The 24,173-nt window shown below is 65.9% G+C and carries 18 protein-coding genes; 11 read left to right on the top strand and 7 right to left on the bottom strand.

The features are described 5' to 3' along the window. The first annotated feature begins 61 nt into the window (after positions 1-61). Positions 62-2,404: a DNA translocase FtsK 4TM domain-containing protein gene (locus WAB17_RS07280; protein ID WP_435416695.1), complete on the top strand. Its 2,343-nt coding sequence runs from the start codon at positions 62-64 to the stop codon at positions 2,402-2,404. On the opposite strand, the gene WAB17_RS07275 is transcribed toward WAB17_RS07280, so the two are convergent. Together WAB17_RS07275 and WAB17_RS07270 are read right to left on the bottom strand one after the other, a co-directional pair. Then, entirely contained in the window at positions 2,401-2,961 is a 561-nt protein-coding gene (locus tag WAB17_RS07275) for a GDYXXLXY domain-containing protein (RefSeq protein ID WP_435416694.1), read from the bottom strand. The genes WAB17_RS07280 and WAB17_RS07275 overlap by 4 nt on opposite strands. Further along, positions 2,958-4,112, bottom strand: a complete 1,155-nt coding sequence (locus WAB17_RS07270; RefSeq protein ID WP_435416693.1) for a DUF2157 domain-containing protein — start codon at positions 4,110-4,112, stop codon at positions 2,958-2,960. The genes WAB17_RS07275 and WAB17_RS07270 overlap by 4 nt, the downstream gene beginning before the upstream one ends. A gap of 192 nt (positions 4,113-4,304) precedes the next feature. Between WAB17_RS07270 and WAB17_RS07265 the strand changes: the two genes are divergently transcribed. Together WAB17_RS07265 and WAB17_RS07260 are read left to right on the top strand one after the other, a co-directional pair. Further along, a complete protein-coding gene (locus WAB17_RS07265; RefSeq protein ID WP_435416692.1) occupies positions 4,305-6,932 on the top strand; it encodes a TonB-dependent receptor plug domain-containing protein in 2,628 nt (875 codons plus the stop codon). 120 nt (positions 6,933-7,052) lie between these two features. Continuing rightward, positions 7,053-8,597 (top strand): DUF389 domain-containing protein, encoded by a 1,545-nt coding sequence (locus tag WAB17_RS07260; RefSeq protein ID WP_435416691.1) that lies wholly within the window; start codon positions 7,053-7,055, stop codon positions 8,595-8,597. Positions 8,598-8,673: 76 nt separating this feature from the next. On the opposite strand, the gene WAB17_RS07255 is transcribed toward WAB17_RS07260, so the two are convergent. After that, positions 8,674-9,729, bottom strand: a complete 1,056-nt coding sequence (locus WAB17_RS07255; RefSeq protein WP_435416690.1) for a substrate-binding domain-containing protein — start codon at positions 9,727-9,729, stop codon at positions 8,674-8,676. 82 nt (positions 9,730-9,811) lie between these two features. Next, entirely contained in the window at positions 9,812-11,152 is a 1,341-nt protein-coding gene (locus tag WAB17_RS07250) for a porin (protein ID WP_435416689.1), read from the bottom strand. Between the two features lie 216 nt (positions 11,153-11,368). On the opposite strand from WAB17_RS07250, the gene ald reads away from it, so the two are divergent. Next, positions 11,369-12,484, top strand: a complete 1,116-nt coding sequence (gene ald, locus WAB17_RS07245) for an alanine dehydrogenase (RefSeq protein ID WP_435416688.1) — start codon at positions 11,369-11,371, stop codon at positions 12,482-12,484. Positions 12,485-12,584: 100 nt separating this feature from the next. After that, positions 12,585-14,291, top strand: a complete 1,707-nt coding sequence (locus tag WAB17_RS07240) for a diguanylate cyclase domain-containing protein (RefSeq protein WP_435416687.1) — start codon at positions 12,585-12,587, stop codon at positions 14,289-14,291. A 3-nt stretch (positions 14,292-14,294) separates the two neighbouring features. Here WAB17_RS07240 and WAB17_RS07235 read toward each other — a convergent pair whose 3' ends face one another. Both WAB17_RS07235 and WAB17_RS07230 read right to left on the bottom strand, forming a co-directional pair. Continuing rightward, positions 14,295-14,696, bottom strand: a complete 402-nt coding sequence (locus WAB17_RS07235; protein ID WP_435416686.1) for an acyl-CoA thioesterase — start codon at positions 14,694-14,696, stop codon at positions 14,295-14,297. After that, positions 14,693-16,846, bottom strand: coding sequence for a S9 family peptidase (locus WAB17_RS07230; protein ID WP_435416685.1), 2,154 nt, complete (start codon positions 16,844-16,846; stop codon positions 14,693-14,695). The genes WAB17_RS07235 and WAB17_RS07230 overlap by 4 nt, the downstream gene beginning before the upstream one ends. Positions 16,847-16,959: 113 nt before the next feature. On the opposite strand from WAB17_RS07230, the gene WAB17_RS07225 reads away from it, so the two are divergent. From WAB17_RS07225 to WAB17_RS07200, 6 genes are all read left to right on the top strand, one after another. After that, positions 16,960-18,768 carry an aminopeptidase P family protein gene (locus tag WAB17_RS07225; protein WP_435416684.1) on the top strand — a complete coding sequence of 603 codons (1,809 nt, stop codon included), beginning with the start codon at positions 16,960-16,962 and terminating at the stop codon, positions 18,766-18,768. Between the two features lie 85 nt (positions 18,769-18,853). Further along, a complete protein-coding gene (locus tag WAB17_RS07220; protein ID WP_435416683.1) occupies positions 18,854-19,234 on the top strand; it encodes a VOC family protein in 381 nt (126 codons plus the stop codon). Between the two features lie 3 nt (positions 19,235-19,237). Continuing rightward, positions 19,238-19,654 (top strand): cupin domain-containing protein, encoded by a 417-nt coding sequence (locus WAB17_RS07215; protein WP_435416682.1) that lies wholly within the window; start codon positions 19,238-19,240, stop codon positions 19,652-19,654. A gap of 167 nt (positions 19,655-19,821) precedes the next feature. After that, on the top strand, positions 19,822-20,364 hold the full coding sequence (locus WAB17_RS07210) for an EF-hand domain-containing protein (RefSeq protein ID WP_435416681.1): 543 nt from the start codon (positions 19,822-19,824) through the stop codon (positions 20,362-20,364). Positions 20,365-20,379: 15 nt separating this feature from the next. Then, positions 20,380-21,135, top strand: coding sequence for a response regulator (locus WAB17_RS07205; protein WP_435416680.1), 756 nt, complete (start codon positions 20,380-20,382; stop codon positions 21,133-21,135). Between the two features lie 4 nt (positions 21,136-21,139). Then, the gene (locus tag WAB17_RS07200; RefSeq protein WP_435416679.1) at positions 21,140-22,540 is read left to right on the top strand and encodes a HAMP domain-containing sensor histidine kinase; all 1,401 of its coding nucleotides are present in this window, start codon (positions 21,140-21,142) and stop codon (positions 22,538-22,540) included. On the opposite strand, the gene WAB17_RS07195 is transcribed toward WAB17_RS07200, so the two are convergent. Beyond that, a complete protein-coding gene (locus tag WAB17_RS07195; protein WP_435416678.1) occupies positions 22,541-24,067 on the bottom strand; it encodes a helicase HerA-like domain-containing protein in 1,527 nt (508 codons plus the stop codon). Positions 24,068-24,173 lie beyond the last annotated feature (106 nt).

The raw sequence follows: 24,173 nt of genomic DNA, 5'->3' as shown, positions 1-24,173 counted from the left end.
CTTTCGCTTGACCGGGAATCCCCGAAGATTCATGGTGTGTTCCGACAGGAAGGGAAGCCCCATGGCGACACGTGCGATGAGCAAACCGCAGGCCGACTGGCGCGCCGCGTTCCGGCGTTCGCTGCGCCGTGCCGCGCAGATGACCGGTGCTGTCGTCCTGTTCGGCAGCACTGTCTTCCTCGGTCTTGCGCTCGCCAGCTATACCCAGACCGATCCCAGCCCCTCGACCGCCGCATCGGGCACCGACATCGCCAACTGGATGGGCGCATCGGGCGCCTGGGCGGCTGAGCGCGTGCTGTTCCTGTTCGGCTGGACCGCGGTGCTGCTGCTCCCGCTGCTCTATGTCATCGCCCGCAAGCTGTGGCGCGATGTCGAGGAGGAAGACGTCGATACCGATACCCGCTGGTGGCAGCCGGTGCTGATGCTGCTGCTGGCGATGGCGCTGCTTTCCAGCGTTCTCGCGCTGGTGTTCGACAAGCCCGGCGGCAGCCTGCCGGCTTCCATGGGGGGCATATCCGGGCTGCTCGGGGCAGGCGCGATCGAGGCGGTGGCGGGCCGCTTCGGAGAAAGCGCCTCGGGCTGGATCATCCTCACTCTGGCGTTACTGGCGCTGGGCGGCGGGCTGGCGCTGGTCACCCGCGTCTTCGCCCTCGACTGGCGCGCCCTGCTGACCTTGCCGCGGTTCCTGCGCCACATGCCGCTGGTGCCCGAAGTCGCGCTGCCCAAGCCTGACATCATCCGGCCGCGCGCCAAGCCGGACGACAAGGCGAAGGTCTTGGCCGACGACATCGTCCAGCCGGCCGAACGGCGCGCTCCCGAAATCTCCGACCCCACCGCCCCGCCGAAAAAGGCCGCTATCGCCAAGGCCAAGCAGCGCGACATGTTCGCCGATTACGAACTGCCGAGCCTCGACCTGTTGGCCGATGCGGTGGGCGAACCTGCGCCCAAGCTCGACAAGCTGGCGCTGGAGCGTAACGCCCGCCTGCTCGAAACCGTGCTCGACGATTTCAACGTCAAGGGCGAGATCACCGCGGTGCGCACCGGCCCGGTGGTGACCATGTACGAGCTGGAACCGGCCCCCGGTATCAAGGCCAGCCGGATCATCGGCCTCGCCGAAGACATCGCCCGCAACATGAGCGCGATCAGCGCCCGCGTCAGCCCGATTCCGGGCAAGACGGTGATGGGCATCGAGCTGCCCAACCAGCACCGCCAGACGGTCAACTTCAAGGAACTGGCCAGCTGCGCCGCCTTCGCCGAGGCCAAAGGCGCGCTGCCGATGATCCTGGGCAAGGATATCGCCGGCGAGCCGATCGTCGCCGACCTTGCCGCCATGCCCCACCTGCTGGTTGCGGGCACCACCGGTTCGGGCAAGTCGGTCGGCCTCAACGCGATCCTGCTTTCGCTGCTCTACCGTTTCACGCCGGAAGAATGCCGCCTGATCCTGATCGATCCCAAGGTGCTCGAACTCAAGACCTACGACGATATCCCGCACCTGCTCAGCCCCGTGGTGACGGAACCTGCGAAGTCGGTCCGCGCGCTCAAGTGGGCGGTCGAGGAGATGGAGCGGCGTTATCGCATGATGTCCTCGATCAACTCGCGCAATATCGCCGGGTTCAACGAGAAGGTCCGCGCCGCCGCCGCCAAGGGCAAGCCGCTGGGCCGCCGGGTCCAGACCGGTTTCGACCCCGATACGGGCGAGGAGATCTACGAGGAAGAGCAGCTCGATTACCAGCCGCTGCCTCAGATCGTGCTGATCGTGGACGAGCTGGCCGACCTGATGGTCACCGTCGGCAAGGAAATCGAAGTGCTGATCCAGCGCCTCAGCCAGAAGAGCCGCGCGGCCGGTATCCACCTGATCATGGCGACGCAGCGCCCCTCGGTCGATGTCATTACCGGCGTCATCAAGGCCAATTTGCCGACCCGCATCAGCTTCAAGGTGACGAGCCGTATCGACAGCCGCACCATCCTGGGCGAGCAAGGCTCCGAACAGCTGCTGGGCAAGGGCGACATGCTCTACAAGCCCAACACCGGGGCAATGATCCGCGTGCATGGCCCCTTCGTGAGCGACGAGGAAGTCGAGGCCGTCGCCGACCACTGGCGCGCACAGGGCGCTCCCGAATATGTCGACGCCGTGACCGAAGAGCCGGAGGAAGGCTTCGGCATGAGCTTCGAAGACGACTTCACCGGCAGCGACAACCCCGAGGAGCGCAAGTACCGCCAGGCCTGCCAGATCGTGATCGAGAACCAGAAGGCGAGCGGATCGTGGCTCCAGCGCCAGATGGGCGTCGGCTACAACACCGCGGCCAAGTGGATCGAGCGGATGGAAACGGACGGCCTCGTCGGCCCGGCCAACCACGTCGGGCGACGGGAGATCTACCGCGACAAGGACGGCAATCCGCTCTAGCGGCTCGGCATGATGGCCGGCGGCGGGGGCGTGTCGTCCTCCCGCCCGGCCTCGCGCTCGGCCCGTTCGCCGGCAGTCAGCGGGCGGAAGCGAATGCTCTGCGGCAGGATACGGCCATCGGTCCGCTGGCGCACGGTGACGATACCGCGCAGGTCCGGATTGGCGAGCTTCTGCTCCAGTTCGCCGGCGCGCGTCTGGGGCACGTAGAGCCGCCCGCGCCGCAGCCCCTCGCCGCCGTAGATGGAGGCGGGCTCGGCCTTGGCAAAGTGGGCACAGCCCCCGACATCGTCGCGCACCACGATCCGTTCGATGGTCGGCGCTTTCCCCTCGATACAGAAGGCGCCGAGGAACCAGCGGTTCTCGTCCGTCACGGTTTCACCCGGCCAGTCGTATTCGAACTGGATGTAGTGCCCGCGCAGCAGATCGCGAGGGTCGTAGCCTTGCACCGGGACCTCCCAGTCGGTGCCCTCACGGGTCCAGCTCTCCGTCCAGGCCCACAGCCCGGCAAGTCCGGCCAGCGGCAATGCCAGCGCGGCAAGGGTGGCGCCCCTCTTCATGCCGCGCCCTCCCCGCCATCCCGCTTCGGCGGTGCGAAGGTTCGGGAAACTTTCACCGCGCCCCATGCGACCCCAAGGATCATCAGACCGGCGACGATGAGGCCGAAGCCGCTGGTGAGGAGGTCGCTCGCCAGTTCGAAGCTCAGCACGATGAGGCGCAGCGCCACCGCCGCCACCGCAAGCTGGAACACCCCTCGCCACCCGGCATAGAGCGCCGCCGCCCCTACTGCGGCCCATAGCGCCATGAACAGCAGCCCGGCCATGATATCGCGATCGTTGAACAGGTAGGCGAGCACCGCCGTCACCCCGCATGCCGCCAGAACCGCGCCTGCCGCCGAGCCCGACCGGGAGCGGTGCAACAGCGCCACCAGCCCGGCCGCGACCAGGGCGATGGCTGCCCGGAGCGCCTGCGAGCCGATCGCCAGCATTCCGCGCTCGACCTCGCCGATCGATGCGACGATGCACAGCAGCGAGGCACCGACCATCGCATAGGCGATCGCGAGCTGCTCCATCCGTGTCCAGAACGCATCGCGGGCGCTATGTCGCCGCATCCACGCGGCGCAAGGCGCGATCAGTACCGGCAGCGCCGTGACCAGCGACATCCAGAGCCACGGTGCATCGGGCTCGCCCATCGGGGTCCATTGCGCCAGGGTCGAGGAATACTCCCACACCGTGCCGATGGCGGCCGCCATCAGCCCCAGCGCGACGATCCAGCTCTGTCCGCGTAGCAGCAGGACGGGAGCGAACAGCACCAGCCACGCGGCAAGGGGTCGCCACAGCGGGGAGTCGGTCTGGTAGACCTGTCCGAGATGGCCGAAGAAGGTGAGGCCCAATACGCCGAGAACGAACAGCGCGGCTTCAAGGGCCCAGGGATGCTCGCGCTCAAGCCGCTCGCCCCGCAGCATCAGGGTCGTCGCCACAGTCGCGATCAACCCGAGATGGATGGCAAGGCGGATGCGGCCGGGAACATCCTCCCAGTTGGCAGCGACGACCGAAAGGATCCCCAGGGCCAGCGCCAGCACGCCGATGCCGATCACCGCCCAAAGGGCCAGCGGCCTGGCATGCTCCGCCTCATAGGCGACGATACGCGACTGCGTCGCCTCATCGATCAGGCCGGCGGCGAGCCATGCTTCGAGCTTGCGGGTCAACATCGGCGGAGTGCTAGCGCCGATTGTCGTTCGGGGCCAGCGAAGCCATGCTTGCATCAGCGATGCAGGGTATTGGAATGTTGCAGCAATGCGACAATCGGCAACCATAATGGTCGCATCGGCGAGTTTCGTTGCGCGAAAGTTACCCAGCCCCCTAATCTGCCCCCACGTCACGCATCATAGGGGAAAAATACCATGAGCAATCGTCGCAACTGGCTGCTGGGCAGCGCCTTTTCCGTCATCGCTTTCGCAGCCTTGCCCGCCGCGGCATCGGCACAGGACGAAGCGGCCGCGACTGCGGAAAGCGAAAGCGACGTGATCATCGTCACCGGCACGCGCCGTACCGATCGCACCGTTGCCGACAGCACGGTGCCGATCGACGTGCTGTCGTCCGATGCGCTGCTCAACCAGGGCACGACGGAGACCAACCGGCTGCTCAACAATCTCGTCCCCTCGTTCAACTTCCCGCAGCCTTCGCTGACGGACGGCACGGACTCGCTGCGCCCGGCCACGCTGCGCGGCCTCGCGCCCGACCAGGTGCTGGTGCTCGTCAATGGCAAGCGGCGCCACCTGTCCTCGCTGCTCAACCTCAACGGCTCGGTCGGGCGCGGCTCGGCCGGCGTCGACATGAACACCATCCCGCCGCTGGCGATCGAACGGATCGAAGTGCTGCGCGACGGGGCGTCTTCGCAATACGGTTCCGACGCCATTGCCGGCGTCATCAATGTGCAGCTGAAGAAACGCGAAGGCGGCCGCGCCCAGGCTACCTTCGGCAAGTACATCACGACGATGGAAGATGTTGCCGTGGTGGACACCGTGTCCCCGACGCTGACGGCGACCCAGTCCGAGAACCCCGTCATCACCTTCACCGGCGGCGAACGCAAGCGGCGCGACGGGGATACCTGGACCATCGCCACCAACATCGGCCTGCCGGTGGGCGACAGCGGCTATTTTAACTGGACCGCGGAATACAAGGACCGGTCCCCCACCAACCGTTCGGGCGCAGACCTGCGGCGGCAGTATTTCGCTGCTGGCGATCCGCGCGAAGTAACCTTCGACCGCTACAGCCACCGCTTCGGCGACGGGGAATCGAAAGATTTCAACTTCTTCCTCAATGCCGGCGTCGATCTCGGCACGGCGTTCGAATTCTACGGCTTCGGCAGCTACGGCATCCGCGATGCCAACGGGACGGGGTTCTATCGCCGTTCCAACGATGCCCGTAACCGCGACTGGGCGGCATCGACAACGACTTTCGTGCCGTTCTATCCCGACGGCTTCCTGCCCCAGATCAACAGCACGATCGAGGATATCTCGGCCGCTGTCGGCGTGCGCGGGGAAACCTCGGGCTGGAACCTGGACCTGTCGCTGACCTACGGCACCAACGCGCTCGATTACGGCGTATCGAACAGCTGGAACGTTTCGCTCGGCAGCGCGACCAGCCCGCGCAATTTCGATGCGGGCGGGCTTCGTTCGGGCCAGATGGCGGTGAATTTCGACGCGCAGCGCGAACTCAATCTCGGCATCGGCGACACCTCGCTGGCGGTCGGGGCGGAATGGCGCAACGAGAACTACAAGATCATCGCCGGCGAACTGGCGAGCTACGTTGCCGGCCCGTTCTTCTTCAGCAACGGCGCAGCGCCCGGCTCGCAGGTGTTCCCCGGCTTCTCGCCCACGACCGCGATCGATCGTTCGCGTGACAGCTTTGCCGGATATGCCGAACTCGACACCGACCTGTCGGACATGTTCAACATCCAGATCGCGGGCCGGTTCGAACATTTCTCCGACTTCGGCAGCACGGTAAACGGCAAGGCCGCGGCGCGGTTCGAACCGTTCGACGGCTTTGCCGTCCGCGGATCGGTGGCGACCGGGTTCCGCGCACCGGGCATGGCGCAGCAGTTCTTCTCCACCACCTCCACCAACAATGTCGGCGGCCAGCTGATCGAGATCGGCACCTTCCCGGTCGGCTCGCCCATCGCGGTCGCCTTGGGTGCGCAGCCGCTGGAGGCGGAAAAGTCGCTGAATTTCGGCGGCGGCGTGGTGCTGACCCTGCTCGACGGGCTCAACCTCACGGTCGATTACTACAACATCAAGATCAAGGACCGGATCGTCCTCACCGAAAACCTGCAGGGTGCCGACGTCGTGGCGCTGTTGCAGGCGGCCGGGGTCGCCGGCTCGTCGGCCCGCTTCTTCATCAACGGCATCGACACGAAAACGGAAGGTCTCGACGTAGTGGCCAGCTATCGCCTGCCCGACTTCGGGATCGGCGACCTCCGGGTGAACTTCGGCTTCAACGTCAACAACACCGAGATCACCGATCGCCGGTCGTTCTCTGCCTTCGACGTGCAGCGCCTGTTTGCCCGCCAGGAAAGTTTCCGCCTGACGGATGGCCAGCCGAGCAACAAGTTCAACGCCGGCCTGACCTGGGACAACGGTCCCTTCGGTCTGTCGCTCAACGCCAACCGCTTCGGCAGCGTGTTCCTGCCCGACGGGGTGACGTCGGTCGCCGCCAATGGCCAGGCGGTCTCGCTGACCAATCCGGCGGTGCGCGACGATATCCGCATCGGCAAGGGCGATGCGCCGGGCGATATTACCCTGTCGCCGAAGTGGGTCGTCGACCTCGAGCTGCGGGTCAACCCGCTCGAGAACCTGCAACTGGCGGTAGGCGCCAACAACCTGCTCGACGAATACCCCGACCGTCTGCCCTTCGGCGTCGTCAAGGGGGTGAACTTCGGCGTCAATAACAGCTTCCTGCCCTATTCGTCGCAGTCGCCGTTCGGCTTCAGCGGGCGGTTCCTGTACGGACGCGTTTCGGTCGACTTCTGATCAGGTGCTCCGGAACAAAGGATGCCCCGGGTCGTGCCACGCACGGCCCGGGGTTATTCGTCGTGCGGGTTACAACAGCGAAGTTGCCATGATGGCCCTATCTGGGCCACACCGCCCCGCATGAACGCGAGCGAAGAAATCGACGAAGCGCCGAAAGGCAGGACCACCAATTACACCTTGTTGCGGGCGCTCGTGCACTTGCGCAGCTGGTGGCGGGAAGCGGTCGTCGAGGACGTCGACCAGGACGCCGTCATCGAAGGCATCCGCGACGAAACGATGCTGACGTCGCATTATATCTTCATGATCACCATGTCGGCGGGCATCGCGGTGCTGGGCCTGCTGCTCAGTTCGCCTGCGGTCGTCATCGGGGCCATGTTGCTGTCGCCCCTCATGAGCCCGATCGTCGGCACGGGGTTCGCCATGGCGACGGGCGACATAGCCTGGCTCAAGCGATGCCTGCGGGCCCTGGCCGTCGGGTCCATGCTGGCAATCGCATTTTGCGCACTGATCGTGCTGCTGTCGCCGCTCCAGACCGTGACCACCGAGATCGCGGGACGGACCCGGCCCAATTTGTTCGACCTGCTGGTCGCGCTGTTTTCGGCTCTTGCCGGTACCTATGCCACCATCAGGGGCAAGATGGGCACCATCGTCGGCGTGGCGATTGCGACCGCGCTGATGCCTCCGCTCGCCGTGATCGGCTTCGGTCTCGCCACGGTCAACTGGACCGTTTTCGGCGGCGCGCTGATGCTGTTTGCGACCAACCTGATGACGATCGCCTTCACTGCGGCGATCATGGCACGCCTGTACGGTTTCCGGTCCCGTTTCACCGAGCGGCAGAACCGGGTGCAGGACCTGATAATCATCGCCGGATTCGTGCTGATGGCGGTGCCGCTGGCATTGTCGCTGCGCACCATCGCCTGGGAGGCGAATGCATCGCGCCAGATCCGCACCGCTGTAGATGACGCCTTCGTCGAGGACGCCCGCATCGACCAGCTCGATATCCGCTTCGATGCCGAACCGTTGCGTGTCGAGGGGTCGGTCCTTACCCCGCGCTTCGCGGTCGGAGCGGACGATGCGATCGGTTCGAGGCTGGCGCGAATACTGGACCGCCAGGTCGATGTGGAACTCGACCAGTTCCTTGTCCGCAACAACCCGCGGGCAGCCGAACAGGCCCAGCTCGCGACAGCTCGCGAAGAAGAGGAATCGCGCCGCAATACGCAGCAGGTCGCCGCCCTGACCGAACGCCTCTCCGCCGTCGCTGGCGTGCCGCAGGACGAGATAACCGTGGACCGCAACAACCGCCGGGTTCTCGCCGACGCCCGCCCTTTGCCCGGGCTGGGGCTGGAGGGCTATCGCCTGCTCGAGCAGCGCGCCGCGCGCGGGATGGAGGGATGGGAGGTGCGGCTGCGCCCGCCCCCGGCAGCGCTGCCGTCCGTGACGCTGGTTGCGGGCGAAATCGGCGAGGAGGGCCAGCTCGCCGCGGGGCTGATGGAGTGGGCCGCAAGCCGCACCGGGCTGGCCGTAGTCCTGTCCGGACCCGCCCAGCCCGCCGGGCAGCTTGCCGCGCGATTGCGCCAGGCGGGGGTGGCGGTCGAGGTCCGGCCGGCGGACGCACCGGGCAACATCTCCGCCCGCTGGCAGGACCTGCCAGACGCCGGGCGCTGACAAGGAAAGGGCCGGAGCCGCTGCCGCATGTGGCAGGGGCCCCGGCCCTCCGATTACCGGCCGGATCTGTCCGGGCTTACTTCTTTTCGAGGTCGGCCTTGGTCAGCAGGGGGGCAAGCTCGGTCGCCTTCTTGGCGTTGGCGGCCTGCTCCGCTTCGGGCGATGCGACGAAACCGATCTTGGTCAGCTCGCCGTCCTTGCCCCACAGCATGGTCCACTGCTTGAGATATTCGGCGAGGCCCGGGATGGCGCCGACGTGGGCCTTCTTGACATAGACGAACAACGGGCGGGCACCCGGGTATTCGAAGCTCGAAATGTTTTCGTAGGTCGGATCGACGCCGTTCATCTTCAGGCCCTGCAGCTTCGACAGGTTCTCTTCGAGGTAGGAATAGCCGAAGATGCCGACGGCGTTCGGATTGCCTTCGATCTTCTGGACGATGAGGTTGTCCTGTTCGCCCTGGTCGACATACTTGCCGTCCGAACGGACGTCGGTGCAGGTTGCCTTGTAGGCGTCTTCGTCCTTTTCCTTCAGCGCCTTCATCTCGTCATTGGTCTTGCACGCGGCCTCCATGACCAGTTCCTTCAGCGCGTCGCGCGTGCCGGAGGTCGAAGGCGGGCCGTAGACGAGGATCGGCAGGTCGGGCAGCGAGGGATCGACATCCTTCCAGGTCTGCGCGGTCTGTTCCTTGCCGTAAGGCTTGGCGGCGATCGCGCGATAGACGATGTCCGGCGTCAGGTTCATGTTGATTCCGCCCTTGGCGCTGCCGAAGGCGATGCCGTCGAGGCCGACCTGCAGTTCGACGATGTCGGTCACGCCGTTCGCATTGCAGGTGTCGAATTCCTCGGTCTTCATCCGGCGCGAGGCATGGGCCATGTCCGGCGTATTCGCCCCGACGCCCGAGCAGAACAGTTCGATGCCGCCGCCGGTACCGGTCGATTCGATCAGCGGCGAGGTGAAGCCGCTGTTGTTGCGGGCGAAGGTCTCGGCGACCAGCTTGGCAAAGGGAAACACGGTCGAGGAGCCGACCGCGCGGATGGCATCACGGGTGCCGCCGGCACCGCCGGTGTCGCCGCAAGCGGTCAGGGCGAGACCGGCTGCGGTCGCCAGTACGATGGTCTTGATCAGTTTCATTGTCTCAGGTCCTTGGTTCAGCAATGGCAGGGCCATTAGGTTTCATGCGTGACAGTGCGATTACAGTGCGGGTCGCCTTGGTTCAGAAGTCGATCTGGGCCCGCATGCCCAGCGAATCGACCGCGTAATCGCGGTCACCGCCGGCCGCTGCGTAGACCGCATCGGAATAGAGCAGGCGGGCATAGCCCACCATGAAGCGGGTATAGTCGGTCGGGGTCCAGATCAGCGAGGCGAGCAGGCCGTCTTGGGCGCCACCGACGATGCCCCCGTCCGAGAGATCGAGCCGGTCGTAGCGCAGGTTGACCTGCCATGCGCCGGGGCCGCCCTTGCCGACCGGCCTGGACGGCTTGACGCGGTCGAACTTGCCGTCCTTGTAACCCCGCGTGTCGCCGGCCGTAAGGAAATAGCCGATTTCGGCATAGCCACCAAAGAACGTGGGATCCACCAGCGCGCCCGGGCGGCTTGCGCCCTGCCAGAAGGCTTCGCCGGCGGCATGGAACCGCCCGTTCACGAGGCCGAATTCGGCACCGTATCCGGTTTCGCTGCCGGCGGCGAAGGAGCCTGTGTTGATGAAGCGTTCGTCGGTGAAGGCGACCGCCGGACGCTGGCGGTAGCGCACCGTGCTGCCCGGGCCGAGATCGTCGTAATGGCCCGAAAGGCCGAAGTGCAGCTGCGTCTCGCCGAGCTTGGGGGCATAGACCACGCGGCCCGAGGCGCCCCAGTTTTCGTTGGGCAGGTCGGGAATGGCGTCGGTAAACACGCCCCCCTCGACGATGAAGTCGCCGCTGGAATAGATCGCCGAGGCGCCGAGGCGGCGCTGGAAGCCGAAAGCATCGGTGAAGGCGGCGCGTTCGAGCTGCGAGGTGAAGAGGCTGCTGGTCAGTTCCTCCAGCCCCTGGAAGTTGTTGTGCTGGCCTATCTGCAGTTCGAGGTCGCCATCCTGGTAGGTCAGGAAGGCATCGGTGATCGCGACATTGGTGCCGTCGAAATCGACTTCGAACTTGTAGCCGAAGCCGCCCGGGACCGTCCCCTGCACGCCGAGCCGACCGCGACGCAGCTCGCTTGCGAACCCGTCGCTGCGGCCGGTCGAATCGGGCACGGCGGTGATACCGGCATCGAGTTGCAGGCGCCCGCGCGGCTTGAAGCTCCAGCCGCCCTTGGCCTTGAGTTCGGGCGCGCCCTTCCAAGCGATCTCGGTCGCTCCCGCTTTCGCAGCGGTTTCGGTAGCGGTCTTTTCCGCGCGCGTCGCGACTTCGGCAGAAGCGGCCGCTTCCCCGCGCGCGACCTTCAGTTCGCTCTCCAGCGTTTCGATACGCGCACTCATCGCATCCATCTTGGCGCGCATTTCCGCCAGTTCCTGGAGTACTGCATCGGTATCGGCGTCCTGCGCCAATGCGGGCGTGGCTACACAGAGTGTGGCCACCGATACGGAGGCAAGGATCAGACGGTTCACAAGCTTTACCTTTTGATGGCAACTATGACTTCGCCGTGCCCGTTAGGTTGCAATTGCGTCGGCTTCGCTACCGGTCGGTTGCAGATTCGTGACAATCCCCGGTCCGCTTTCCTGTGCTGGCGGTTGCGGCCATCTGGTTTCATCTGTAACGAGCGCGCACATCGCCTGCCCCCAAGGAGACGCGCCATGCGCATCGGCTGCCCCAAGGAAATCAAAAATCACGAATATCGCGTCGGCCTCACGCCCGAGAGCGTGCGCGAGCTGACCTTGCGCGGGCACGAAGTCTGGATCGAGACCGGGGCCGGAGCAGGCATCGGGGCGACCGACGCACAATACACCACTGCCGGTGCACGGATCGTCGAGGGACCGGATCTCATTTTCGCGGAATGCGAAATGGTGGTGAAAGTGAAGGAACCGCAGCCGGTCGAGCGCGCCAGGCTGCGCGAAGGGCAAATCCTCTATACCTATCTGCACCTCGCCCCCGACCCTGAGCAGACGGCCGACCTCGTCAAGTCGGGCGTAACGGCAATCGCCTACGAAACCGTGACCGGACCGGGCAATTCGCTACCGCTACTGAAGCCGATGAGCCAGGTCGCGGGCCGCATGAGCATCCAGGCCGGCGCAACCGCGCTGGAGAAGGCGCATGGCGGTCGCGGTGTTCTTCTCGGCGGCGTGCCCGGCGTGCTGCCGGGCCGGGTCATGGTGATCGGCGGGGGTGTGGTCGGCTTCAACGCGGCGCAGATGGCGGTCGGCCTGGGTGCCGATGTGACCATTCTCGACCGCGATCCCGAAGTGCTCGAACGTCTCGGCACCCATTTCGAAAGCCGCGCCAAGACCCGCTTTTCCAACAGCGCCAATATCGAGCAGATGATCGGGGAGGCGGAACTTGTCATCGGTGCCGTCCTGATTCCCGGCGCCGCCGCGCCCAAGCTGGTCACCCGCGACATGCTGAAGCTGATGAAGCCCGGCGCCGTGCTGGTGGATGTCGCCATCGACCAGGGCGGCTGTTTCGAGACGTCGCGGCCCACCACCCATGCCGAACCGACCTATGTGGTGGACGATATCGTCCATTATTGCGTCGCCAACATGCCCGGCGCGGTGGCGCGCACCAGCACCTATGCGCTCAACAACGTGACACTTCCCCATGCCCTGCGCATCGCCGACATGGGGTGGAAGGATGCGCTGCGGTCCAACCCGCACCTCGCCGAAGGGCTCAATGTCCATGGCGGCAAGGTCACCTATCGTGCCGTAGCCGAGGAACTGGGTTACGACTATCTCGCAGTGGCTGACGCGCTGCGATAGGTTCGGCTCGAAAACCCGTTTCCAGGCATGGACTTAAGGGGTCGATAAGACCTTTCCCCTAAGCCCCTCCGCCATGACCGGGTGGGCGATTTCCTGGCGAATGTTGGCGGCGCTTGCGGCGACGCTCCTAGCCGCTTGCCAGGCTTCGGCGCAGGATGCGCCGCTGTACCCGTCCTGCCTGGCCGATGCGCCTGCCGGTGTGCCGGTGCAAGCGGTGCTGGCGCAGCCTGTCGCATGGCAATGCACCGACAGGCCCGGCCTGCTCAAGCAGCTGGACGTGGATAGCGAAGGCGACAGGGTGCTCGCCCGCTTCGTCGTCCCTGCCGATGCTGCGGCACCGCGCTACTTCGTCACCCGGCTGGGCGAATTCGAACAGCTGGCGCTGGCCTCGCGGACGGAGCGGGACGGCTGGGTCCTGCGCACCTACACGACCGAAGGCGTGAGAGGGCTGCCTACCGAGCCGCACATTATTGCGACCCTTCCCCACGTCGACGGCCCGGTGCTGGAGTTCGTCGCGGTGTTCGACCGGCCAAGCCACGCGCCGCTCATCCTCAATGCCGAACTCGTGGCCGAAAACCCGTCGGACGATCCCGATATCCAGTATGGCCTCCTGCTCGTCGCCATCCTGCTCGGCATGGTCTTGCTCCCGATCGTGTTCGACATCACTTTTTTCCGCGTCCTGCGCGAACGTTTCCTGGTGTGGCACATGGCCATGGCCGCGAGCTTCGGGTTGCTGCTGTCGGTGCGATCGGGCATCATCAACGCCCTCTTCGATATCAGTATCGAGACATGGCGGTTCCTGCTGATCATGGCGCTGACCGCCGCAATGGGCTCGGCGATGATGTTCATGCGCTCGTTCATCGAACCGGGCAAGCTGTCGGGCTGGGCCCTGCGCGCGATACCCTGGATCGCGCTCGGCTCCATTGTCCTGACCGGCTTGCACGCCCTGTCGATCCCTGCCCTGCGCGGTGTCAGTACGACGCTGCACATGGTCGGGGTGATGGTGCCCTATTTGATGCTGACGTTCGTGATCCTGCAGGCGGCATGGCGGCGCAGCCGCGCGGGCCTCTACGTCTTTATTGGCTGGATCCCGCTCATGACATCGAGCTGGGGCGGGATAATTTCCAACTTCCTTCCCGGCGTACGCCCGGACGATATGCTCGTTGCGTTCTACATCGGGATGCTGAGCGAAATGATCGCCACCGCAATGGGCGTGGGGGACCGTTTCATGACGCTGAAGCGCGAACGCGATGTCGCCGTCGCCGAGGTGAACGAACTCGACGAACTGTCGAACAGCGATCCGCTGACCGGCCTTCTAAACCGGCGCGCCATCCAGTCCCGCTTCGATGAATTGCGCAAACAGGGTTACGACACGGTCGGGCTCGTCGATCTCGATCATTTCAAGCGGATCAACGACTGTCATGGCCACGATACGGGCGACGCGGTCCTGAGGCAGGTTGCGGCCGTCCTCGACCGATGCGAAGATTCGCTTGCCTTCCGGCTGGGTGGCGAGGAATTCCTGCTGCTGATGCGGGGCGACCGGACGGAGGAACGGGCAGAAGCGATGCGCCGCGCGATCCCGGCGCGTGTTGCCCAGGAGATTTCCGGCCTCGGCCAGGTCGTGACGGCCAGCATCGGTCTCGTGGTCGTGCCGCGGGGCGCGCTGCCCAAGACGGGTTTTGCCGATATCTACCGCCATGCCGACCGTTTGCTTTACGAAGCGAAGGAAACGGGGCGCAACCGCCTGGTCAGCGAACGCTTGCGCGCGTTCCGTCATCGTGCGGGGGACAGGCGGGCCGTTGCCTAGAGGCTAGTCGCGCAGTCTGAACGGTGCGACCACTTCGGGCCGCACCCGCACCGGTCGGCGGGTCTCCCGGTCGAGCATCGCCCATGTCGTCAGTGCCGAGACGATTACCTTGCCCGCATCGTCGCGAAAGTCGACCCGCCGCGCCGAGGTAGCGCCCCTGGGCTCGCCTGGAATCCAGGTCTCGCCCGTAACGCTGTCGCCTTCGCCGATATTGCCGCGATAATCGATTTCGTGCCGGACCACGAGCCAGACATAGGCGGCCGCGTGCTCGCGTGCGGCGACCGCATCCCAGTGCGCCGTCGCCATGTCCTGTATCCACTCGACCCACACCGCATTGTTGACGTGGCCCATCACATCGATGTGCCGGGGCTCAGCAGTGAAGGTCCGGCGGAAAAGGCCGGTCACTCCTCGACCAGCCCCAGCTGCCACAGGATGAAGGCGTACTCCTCCGCCGTTTCGTAGAGCGAGGCGAAGCGGCCCGACTTGCCGCCGTGCCCGGCACCCATGTTGGTCTTCATCAGCAGCACGTTGTCGTCGGTCTTCAGCTCGCGCAGCTTGGCCACCCACTTGGCCGGTTCCCAATAGGTCACGCGCGGATCGTTCAGGCCGGCGGTGACCAGCATCGGCGGATAGTCCTGCGCCACCACCTGGTCGTAGGGCGAATAGCTCAGCATGTAGGCGAAGGACTGCTTGCTGGTGATCGGGTTGCCCCATTCCTGCCATTCGCCCGGGGTCAGCGGCAGGCTTTCGTCCTGCATGGTGTTGAGCACATCGACGAAGGGCACATGCGCCACCACCGCGCCCCAGAGGCCGGGATCGGTGTTGACGATGACGCCCATCAGCTCGCCGCCAGCACTGCCGCCGCTGGCCGTGATCCGGCCCTTCTCGGTATAGCCTTTGTCGATCAGGCCCTTGGCGACATCGACGAAGTCGTTGAATGTGTTCCAGCGCTCGTTGAGCTTGCCCTGCAGGTACCAGCGCCGCCCCAGGTCGTCGCCGCCGCGGATATGGGCGATGGCATAGGCCATGCCGCGATCGACGAGGCTGAGGCGCGAGGTCGAAAAGCCCGGCGGAACGGCATAACCGTAGGCGCCGTAAGCATAGAGATGCAGCGGACCCGCCCCTGCCGGACGGTCCTTGCGCATCAGGATGCTGACCGGCACCTGCGTCCCGTCGCGGGCGGTGATGGTGACCCGCTCCGTCCGGTAAAGCGACGGGTCGTAGCCGCTGGGGATTTCCTGCTGCTTCAGCAGTTCGAGCGCGCCGCTCTCCACATCGTAGTCATAGACCGTATCAGGCGTGACCATGCTTTCGTAGCCGAGACGCAGCTTGGTCACGGCGTATTCGGGGTTGTTGCCGAGCCCGGCCGAATAGCTCGCCTCGGGGAAGGCGATCGGCGTGACCTTTGCTGCGTCGGCGTAGGAGCGCAGCTGGATCTGGTCCAACCCGTCGAGCCGCCCTTCGGTGACGTAGAAGTCCCTGAACAGGTCGAATCCCGTGAGGTAGAACGCATCCGAGCCTGCGATCAGGGTCGTCCACTCGCCCGGCGCATCGAGCGATGCCGTCGCCAGGCGGAAATTGACGTGATCGTCGTTGGTGTGGACGTAGATCGTCCCGTCCCGCACATCGACATCGTATTCCACGCCCTTCCGGCGCGGCTTTACCAGTATCTGCGGCCCAGTCGGCGTATCAGCGCGCACGAGGCGCACTTCGCTCGTCTCGTTGTCGCCAGTGGCGATGACCAGCCAGTCTTCCTGCGCGGTGAGGCCCGCCCCGACGTTGAAGCTCTGGTCCTCCTCCTTGTAGAGAGTGACATCGCTTTCGACCGGCGTGCCTATGACATGCAGCCTGGCCTCGAGCGTGCGCCATTCCTCGGTCGAGGGGCCGTAGACCAGCGCCGTGTCGCCCGCGACCCAGGTCAGCCCGCCGCGCAGGTTAGTGAGCTCGTCGGCCAGCAGTTCGCCGGTCTCGAGATCCTTGATCCGCGCGGTGTAGCGTTCCGACCCGTTGGTGTCGGTCGAATAGGCAAGATAGCGCCCGTTCTGGCTGATCGAGGCTGCACCCAGCCGGAAATATTCCTGCCCTTCGGCAAGCTCGTTCTCGTCGAGGATCAGCTGGTCCGGCCCGCCCGCAACCGGCCGGCGGTAGTGCTTGCGATATTCCTGCCCCTCGTCGAACTTCGACCAGTAGATATAGTCGCCATCCTTTTGCGGGACGGTGGAATCGTCTTCCTTTATCCGGCCCTTCATCTCCTCGTAGAGCGCCTCGACGAGCGGCTTCTGCCCTGCCATCTGGGCTTCGAACCAGGCGTTCTCCGCCTTGACGTAATCGAGCACATCCGCGTCATCGACCGTGGGATAGGACTGGTCCTTCAGCCAGAAATAGGGGTCCTCGATAGTGATCCCGTGGCGGGTGTAGCTGTAGGCGCGCTTTTCGGCCTTGGGCGGCGAAGTCGGTGCGGTCACGCTGGTGGGTTCCTCGGTGGTGGTCTGCGCCAGGGCAGGAGCGGCCATGACGGCGGCAAGGGCAAACAGGGGGGTGATGCGAAGGGTCATCGGGGGATCCGGATGGTGAACGGGTCGGGTGGAAAGCCCGCGCGGTTACGCCTATGATAGAGGCACAAGGCGCACAAGAGCGCAGCCGACGAATTCACACGAGGATCGAGCCCATGCTGATGCAAACCCATGAAGCCCGCCTTGCCGCCCTGCGCGAGGAACTGAAGCGGCGCGGGTTCGACGGGTTCGTCGTGCCGATCAGCGACGAGCATATGAGCGAATATGTCGGCGCCTATGCCCAGCGCCTCGGCTGGCTGACCGGCTTCGGCGGTTCGGCCGGGAGCGCGGCGGTACTGCTCGACCGCGCGGCGATCTTTGTCGACGGGCGCTACACCGTGCAGGTGCGCGATCAGGTCGACGGGCGGTTGTTCGACTACCAGTCGGTGCCCGCCACCAGCCCCGCCAGATGGCTCGCCGAAAATGCCGGCGAAGGCGCGAGGATCGGGTTCGACCCGTGGCTCCACTCGCGCGGCTGGATGCAGCAGACGGCGAAAATGCTGGCCGAGGTCGGCGCGGAGCTGGTGCCTGTTAACGGCAACCCGATCGATGCCGTCTGGCAGGACCAGCCTGAACCCTCGGCGGCGGTGGCCAGCGTCCACACCGATGAACTCGCCGGGCGCAGCCATGCCGAGAAGCGCAGCGAAGTGGCGCAGTGGCTGAAAGACAAGAAGCTCGATGCGGCGGTGATCTCGGCGCTCGATTCGGTGGCATGGCTGCTCAACATTCGCGGGGCCGATGTCAGTCATACGCCGGTCGCGCTGTCCTATGTCGTCGCGCATGAGGACGGCACCGCGGAACTGTTCATCGCCGGCGAAAAGGTCACGCCGGAACTGCGCCAGCACCTCGGCAACGCCGTGACCATCCGCGAGCGCAGCGAGTTCGAACCGGCGCTCGCCGAGCTCAAGGGCAAGCGCGTGGCGATCGATCCCGACTATGCCGTGGCCGGGATTGCCCTCGCGCTGGAAGGCGCAGGCGCGGCGGTGGTTATGCAGCGCGACCCGACCATGCTGCCCAAGGCGCGCAAGAACGCGGTCGAGGCGCAGGGCCACCGCGATGCGCAGGCGGTCGATGGCGTGGCGGTCAGCAAATTCCTCCACTGGCTCGGCATCGAGGCGCCCAAGGGCGGAGTGGACGAACTGGCCGCAGCGGCCAGGCTGCTCGAGTTCCGCCAGCAGCATGGCGACCTGCGCGATACCAGCTTCGACACCATCTCCGCTGCCGCCGGCCACGCCGCGCTGCCGCATTACAAGGTCGACGAGGACAGCAATATCCCGATCCCGCCGGGCAGCATCTACCTCGTCGATTCAGGCGGCCAGTATCCGTGCGGGACGACCGACATCACCCGCACCGTCTGGATCGGCCCGGGCGAACCGACACCAGAGATGAAGGACCGCTTCACCCGCGTGCTCAAGGGCCATATCGCCATCGCCGAGGCCGTGTTCCCCGAAGGGACCTGCGGCGGCCAGCTCGATACGCTCGCGCGGCACGCCTTGTGGCAGGCCGGGACGGATTATGCCCATGGCACCGGGCACGGGGTCGGCAGCTTTCTCTCGGTCCACGAAGGGCCGCAGCGGATCGGCAAGGTCAATGGCGCGCAGGCCGGGACGCTCGAGCCGATCCAGCCGGGCATGATCCTCTCCAACGAGCCGGGCTATTACAAGGCGGGATCGTTCGGCATCAGGATCGAGAACCTGGTGCTGACCGAGGAGCGCACGATCGAAGGAGCGGATGAGGGCCGCTGGTTCGGGTTCGAGAACCTCACCTGGGTGCCGATTGACCGCACGCTCATCGAAGTGTCGCTGCTGACGGTCAGCGAACGCGCCTGGCTCGACCGTTACCACGCCGATACGCGGGCCATCCTCGCCCCACGGATGGAGGGCGAGCCGCTGGCGTGGCTGATGGAGCAGACCGAGCCGCTTTAACGACCTTGGCGCAGCCGGTTTGTTCCTGTAATGTTCTATACGTTCCGAGTCGCAGTCGCGACCCGGCGAAGAGGAGGACAGGGATATGATCGGCTACGTCACACTGGGTACCAACGACCTTGCCAAGGGCGCGCCCTTCTACGATGCCATTGCCAAGGCGATGGGCGTCGGGCGGATGATGGAATTCGACGGCTTCATCGCCTGGGGATCGTGGGGCGGACCGGCAGGCATCGGGCTGACCAAGCCGTTCGACGGCAATCCTGCGAGCGTCGGCAACGGAGTGATGGTCGCTCTCGAGGTCGAGACACCCGACAAGGTCAGGGAAATCTACGACATTGCGCTGGCCAATGGCGGCACCTGCGAAGGCGAGCCGGGTCCCCGGGGGGATCAGGGCTTCTATGCCGCCTATTTCCGCGATCTCGACGGCAACAAGCTCAACGCCTTCTGCATGACGCAGGCGGGCTGAACCATGGGCGGCGGACGCAAGCTCACCGACAGCTTCATCCACCTGGGGCTCGGCGCCACCGCCGTGCCCCAGCCGCCCTTCGACGGCTTCCAGTGGTACGAAGCCTATGGCGCGCGCCATGCCGCCGACGGTGCCGAAGGCCGTCTCGTTTCGTTCCATACCTTCACGGCAGACTGGGACGGCTGGGAAATGCATCCCGGCGGCGCCGAAGTGGTCATCTGCACCGAGGGAGCGATGGTCCTGACGCAGGAATTTCCCGATGGTCGCCGCGAAACGGTGGCGCTCGCTGCTGGCGAATACGCCATCAACCCGCCGGGCGTGTGGCACACGGCCGACATTGCGGAGCGGGCGAGCGCGATCTTCATCACCGCCGGAGAGGGCACGCAAGGCCGTTCGCGGGCGGAGTACCCCTCGGATTGACGAGGCCTGGGCAGCCGATACAAGCCGCGACAAATTTCCGCGAAACGGGCAAACTGCTGCGACATGGCGCCGGTAGAAAGGCAATGTGAGCTGCGCGGCGGGTCAGTCCTTCCCCCCATCCTCTACCCGCTTCGCAGCTCCGCCCGATCAGGATAATGGAGTGAACCATGAAGAAGATTGCCCTCATTCTCGCCACCGGCTCGCTGGTCGCAGCCGGCGCGGCCGTCGCCCAGACGGCAGCCCCGCGCGGCGATGGCCCGCCGGCCACGCGTGCCGCAGTGGCGGAACGCACCGAAGCAATGTTTGCACGCATGGACGCCAATGGCGACGGCGTCCTCAGCGAAGCGGACAAGGCCGCCCGCGCCGCCGAACATTTCGCCAGGATGGACACCAATGGCGACGGCATGCTGAGCCAGGCGGAGTTCCTGGCAGCCCGGGAAGCGCGTGCCGACAAGCGTGACGAGCGCCAGGCCGCCGGCGGAGACCGGCGCGGCGGCGGACGCATGGGGATGCGCGGCGGCCGCGGCGGACCCGAAAGCATGCTGCAGCGCGCCGATGCCGACAGCAACGGCCAGGTGACCAAGGCCGAATTCCAGTCTGCCGCCCTCGCCCGGTTCGACCGTGCCGACGCCAATGGCGACGGCACTATCTCCGCCGAGGAACGCAAGGCTGCGCGCCAGGCCATGCGCGGCGAACGGCGCGGCCAGTAAACGGGTCCGGCGCGGATGACGAGCACACCAGAACTCACCGCGCCGGTCCATGTCCTGCTGGTCGATGACGAGCAAAGCCTGCGCGAGCCCCTGGCCGAATATCTCACCGGCCAGGGGTTCCGCGTGTCGGAGGCTGCCAGTGCCGCTGGCGCCCGCAGCGTCCTGCTGAACGAGGCGCCCGACATCGCGCTGGTCGACATCATGATGCCGGGCGAAGACGGCCTTTCGCTGACGCGTTTCCTCGCCGAAACGCAGGGCCTGCCGGTCATCCTTCTGACCGCGCGAGGCGAGGCGACCGACCGCATCGTCGGGCTGGAGATCGGTGCCGACGATTACGTCACCAAGCCCTTCGAGCCGCGCGAACTGGTCGCCCGTATCCGTTCCGTGCTGCGTCGCGGGGCGCGTCATAATGGCGCTGCCATAGATGCAACCGCGCAGGATGAATGGATTTACCGGTTCGAAGGGTGGCAGCTCGATCCGCTCAAGCAGAAGCTGACCGATCCCGATGGCACGGTGGTGCCGATCTCGACCGCCGAGTTCCGCCTGCTGCGCGCCTTTCTCGATCATCCCCGCAGCGTGCTCGACCGCGACCGTCTGCTCGACATGGTGCAGGGCCGCGAGGCGCACCTGTTCGACCGGGCGGTCGACAACCAGGTCAGCCGGCTGAGGCGTAAGGTCGAGGCCGACAGCCGCGATCCGCAACTCATCCTGACGGTGCGCGGCGGCGGCTATCGTTTCGCGGCCAATGTCACCCGCCAGGCGCAGGGCTAGCCCGATGCGCTTCGTGCCCCGCAACCTGCTCGGCCAGACCCTGCTGGCGGTCGTTGCCGCCCTGCTGGTTGCACAGGCAATTTCCGCCATACTGCTCTACCGCGCCGCCGAGAGCCGACGCGAGGCTGCAATCCTCAATGCCGCGGCCATCAGCCTGCTGGTCGAGCCGCCGCGCGACGGTACGCGGCGAGATGTCGCCCGGCGGATGCGGCGAGCTGCGGGCGCTCTTGGCGATGCTGACAGCCTGCGGCCCCTGCGCCGCGAAGTCTCGCAGGAACTGACGACTTTGCCAGGCGAAGAAAACATCTCCCGCCTGTCGGCCGATCTCAAAGAGCTCCTGCAAAGTCAGGGTACCGAGGCCAGCGACGTCTTCGTGACCAGGCGGCGCGCTGGCGCGGATCCGCTTCTTATCGAGCGAGCCGCAGGAAATCCGCGCTTTGCCCGCTGGCCGGACTGGCAGGACCGGCGCATCCTCGTCGCCGCTTACAGGCCCTCTGCGCAGGCGCCGTGGACCGTGGCCCGGGTCCCCATTCCCGCCCGTGAACCCCGCGTGATCGGGACGCTGGTGCTGCAAACGCTGATCCTGGTGCTGGTCCTCTCGCTGGTCCTTTACTTCCTTCTGCGCCGCATCACCCGGCCGCTGGCCGCGCTGACCGAACGGACCGAGCGATTCGCGCGGGACCAGAACGCCGGCGAGCCGTTGCCGCCCAGCGGTCCCGACGACATCCAGCGACTCCAGGTCGCCCACAATGCGATGGAACAGCGGATCGCCGCGCTGCTCGACGAGAAGGACGTGATGCTCGGCGCGATCGGCCACGACCTGAAGACGCCGCTGACGGCCCTGCGGGTGCGGATCGAATCGGTCGAGAACGAAGCCCAGCGCGCGAAGATGGCGGCCGGGATCGAGGACATTACCCGTTCGCTCGACGATATCCTTTCGCTCGCCCGCATCGGTCGCGCGAAGGCCCCGCCGGAGGCTGCGCAGCTCGGTGCGCTGGTCGAATCGGTCGTCGAGGAGTTCGAGGACATGGGCGAACCCGTTATCGTGTCGGCCGGCGAGAAGATCGTCCTGCCGGTGCAGGTCACCTGGCTGCGGCGAGCGCTCCGCAACCTCATCTCCAACGCCCTGCGTTATGGCGGGAGCGCCGAGGTCAGCCTGCTGCGTGCGGGGGGCCGGGTCGTTCTGCGGGTCGACGACAGTGGCCCCGGCATCCCGCCCGACCAGGTCGCCACCATGCTCGAACCCTTCCAGCGCGGGGAGGCCAGCCGCAACCGTGCCACGGGCGGTGCCGGACTGGGCCTCACCCTCGCCCGCGCCATCGCCGAACAGCACGGCGGCGAACTGGTGCTGGAAAACCGCTCCGAAGGCGGCCTGCGGGCGGAAATCAGGCTTCCCGCCACCTGATCAGCGCATCAGCCCGCCGATGATGTTGCGGACGAAGGCGGACATGCCGGTCTGCACCGGGTTGGCGCTGGATTTCTTCCCCAGCACGGTCGCCACCGCGATCGATGTCAGCGAGCCTGCGGCAGCGGTCGCCGCGGCCTTGCCGGCCTTTGACCACATCGAGGGTGTCTTGCGTTCGCGCTTCGCCACCTCTTCGACGCCCTTTTCCGCCACTTCCTGCGCGGTCGCGGCTGCATCGGCGGCCTTGGCGGCGAGCACTTCCTCGGCGCTCTCGCGGTCCACCGCGGTATCGTATTTGCCGTCGACCGGGCTGATCGACTGGACGATGGCCCGCTCCTTCGGCGTAACGGGCCCGAGGCGGCTGCGCGGCGGCTTGATCAGGGTGCGTTGCACCACCGTCGGCGCACCCTCGGCATCGAGCGTCGAAACCAGCGCCTCGCCGGTTTTCAGTTCGGTGATGACGCTCTCGACGTCGAGGTCGGGGTTGATGCGAAAGGTTTCCGCCGCCGCCTTGATCGCCCGCTGGTCGCGCGGGGTGAAGGCCCGCAGGGCATGCTGCACGCGGTTGCCGAGTTGCCCGGCGACCTCCTCCGGGATGTCTATCGGGTTCTGGGTCACGAAATAGACGCCCACACCCTTGGAGCGGATAAGGCGCACGACCTGCTCGATCTTGTCCTGCAACGCCTTAGGCGCATCGTCGAAGAGCAGGTGCGCCTCGTCGAAGAAGAACACCAGCTTGGGCTTCTCCGGGTCGCCCACCTCGGGCAGGCTTTCGAACAGTTCCGCCAGCAGCCACAGCAGGAAGGTGGCGTAAAGCTTGGGACTGCGCATCAGCTGGTCTGCGGCGAGGATGTTGATCATCCCCCGGCCCTGGTCATCGACTTTCAGGAAATCGGCGATCTCGAGCGCCGGTTCGCCGAAGAACTTGTCCGCCCCCTGCGCCTCGAAGCTCAGGAGCTGGCGCTGGATGGTGCCCACCGTCGGCTTGGTGACATTGCCGTATTTGCCAGACAGTTCCTTGGAGTTCTCCGCCGCCCAAGCCAGGACCGACTGGAGATCGCCGAAGTCGAGCAGCAGCAGCCCGTTCTCGTCGGCATGGCGGAAGACGATCTGCAGCACGCCTTCCTGCGTCTCGTTTAGGTCGAGCAGACGGCTGAGCAGCAGGGGCCCCATTTCCGACACTGTGGTGCGGATCGGATGGCCCTGCTCGCCATAGAGGTCCCAGAACACGGCCGGATTGTCCGAATAGGCATAGTCGTCAATGCCCAGTTCCCTGGCCCGGCTTTCCAGCTTGTCGGCGTGCTTGAACTGGGGCGATCCAGCCATGCAGATGCCCGACAGGTCGCCCTTCACGTCCGCAAGGAACACCGGCACGCCTTCGGCCGAGAAGCTTTCCGCCAGACCCTGCAAGGTCACGGTCTTTCCGGTCCCGGTTGCCCCGGCAATCAGGCCATGGCGGTTGGCGCGCCCGAGATCGAGATACTGCTTCTCGCCATTGGCGGCGAGGCCGAGGAAAATCTGGCTCATTCTGACGTAAGACCCCCGCGATTCATGCGTTTCGTGCTGTGTGGCGGGTCGAGGGCGGTATGGTCAAGCACGGTTCCATTTCGCGCGTCCTCGGCTATGGCGGGTG

It is taken from the genome of Parerythrobacter aurantius, assembly GCF_045291475.1.
In the GTDB taxonomy this organism is placed as follows: Bacteria; Pseudomonadota; Alphaproteobacteria; order Sphingomonadales; family Sphingomonadaceae; genus Parerythrobacter; species Parerythrobacter aurantius.
Note: the sequence above shows the minus strand (reverse complement) of the source record. Positions and strands in the feature narration are given on the sequence as shown.

Coding starts and splice junctions, on each gene's coding strand:
- WAB17_RS07195 (WP_435416678.1), bottom strand. CDS start 24,067: ATGAGCCAGATTTTCCTCGGCCTCGCCGCCAATGGCGAGAAGCAGTAT.
- WAB17_RS07280 (WP_435416695.1), top strand. CDS start 62: ATGGCGACACGTGCGATGAGCAAACCGCAGGCCGACTGGCGCGCCGCG.
- WAB17_RS07260 (WP_435416691.1), top strand. CDS start 7,053: ATGAACGCGAGCGAAGAAATCGACGAAGCGCCGAAAGGCAGGACCACC.
- WAB17_RS07220 (WP_435416683.1), top strand. CDS start 18,854: ATGATCGGCTACGTCACACTGGGTACCAACGACCTTGCCAAGGGCGCG.
- WAB17_RS07270 (WP_435416693.1), bottom strand. CDS start 4,112: ATGTTGACCCGCAAGCTCGAAGCATGGCTCGCCGCCGGCCTGATCGAT.
- WAB17_RS07275 (WP_435416694.1), bottom strand. CDS start 2,961: ATGAAGAGGGGCGCCACCCTTGCCGCGCTGGCATTGCCGCTGGCCGGA.
- WAB17_RS07210 (WP_435416681.1), top strand. CDS start 19,822: ATGAAGAAGATTGCCCTCATTCTCGCCACCGGCTCGCTGGTCGCAGCC.
- WAB17_RS07205 (WP_435416680.1), top strand. CDS start 20,380: ATGACGAGCACACCAGAACTCACCGCGCCGGTCCATGTCCTGCTGGTC.
- WAB17_RS07255 (WP_435416690.1), bottom strand. CDS start 9,729: ATGAAACTGATCAAGACCATCGTACTGGCGACCGCAGCCGGTCTCGCC.
- WAB17_RS07215 (WP_435416682.1), top strand. CDS start 19,238: ATGGGCGGCGGACGCAAGCTCACCGACAGCTTCATCCACCTGGGGCTC.
- ald (WP_435416688.1), top strand. CDS start 11,369: ATGCGCATCGGCTGCCCCAAGGAAATCAAAAATCACGAATATCGCGTC.
- WAB17_RS07265 (WP_435416692.1), top strand. CDS start 4,305: ATGAGCAATCGTCGCAACTGGCTGCTGGGCAGCGCCTTTTCCGTCATC.
- WAB17_RS07230 (WP_435416685.1), bottom strand. CDS start 16,846: ATGACCCTTCGCATCACCCCCCTGTTTGCCCTTGCCGCCGTCATGGCC.
- WAB17_RS07225 (WP_435416684.1), top strand. CDS start 16,960: ATGCTGATGCAAACCCATGAAGCCCGCCTTGCCGCCCTGCGCGAGGAA.
- WAB17_RS07240 (WP_435416687.1), top strand. CDS start 12,585: ATGTTGGCGGCGCTTGCGGCGACGCTCCTAGCCGCTTGCCAGGCTTCG.
- WAB17_RS07200 (WP_435416679.1), top strand. CDS start 21,140: ATGCGCTTCGTGCCCCGCAACCTGCTCGGCCAGACCCTGCTGGCGGTC.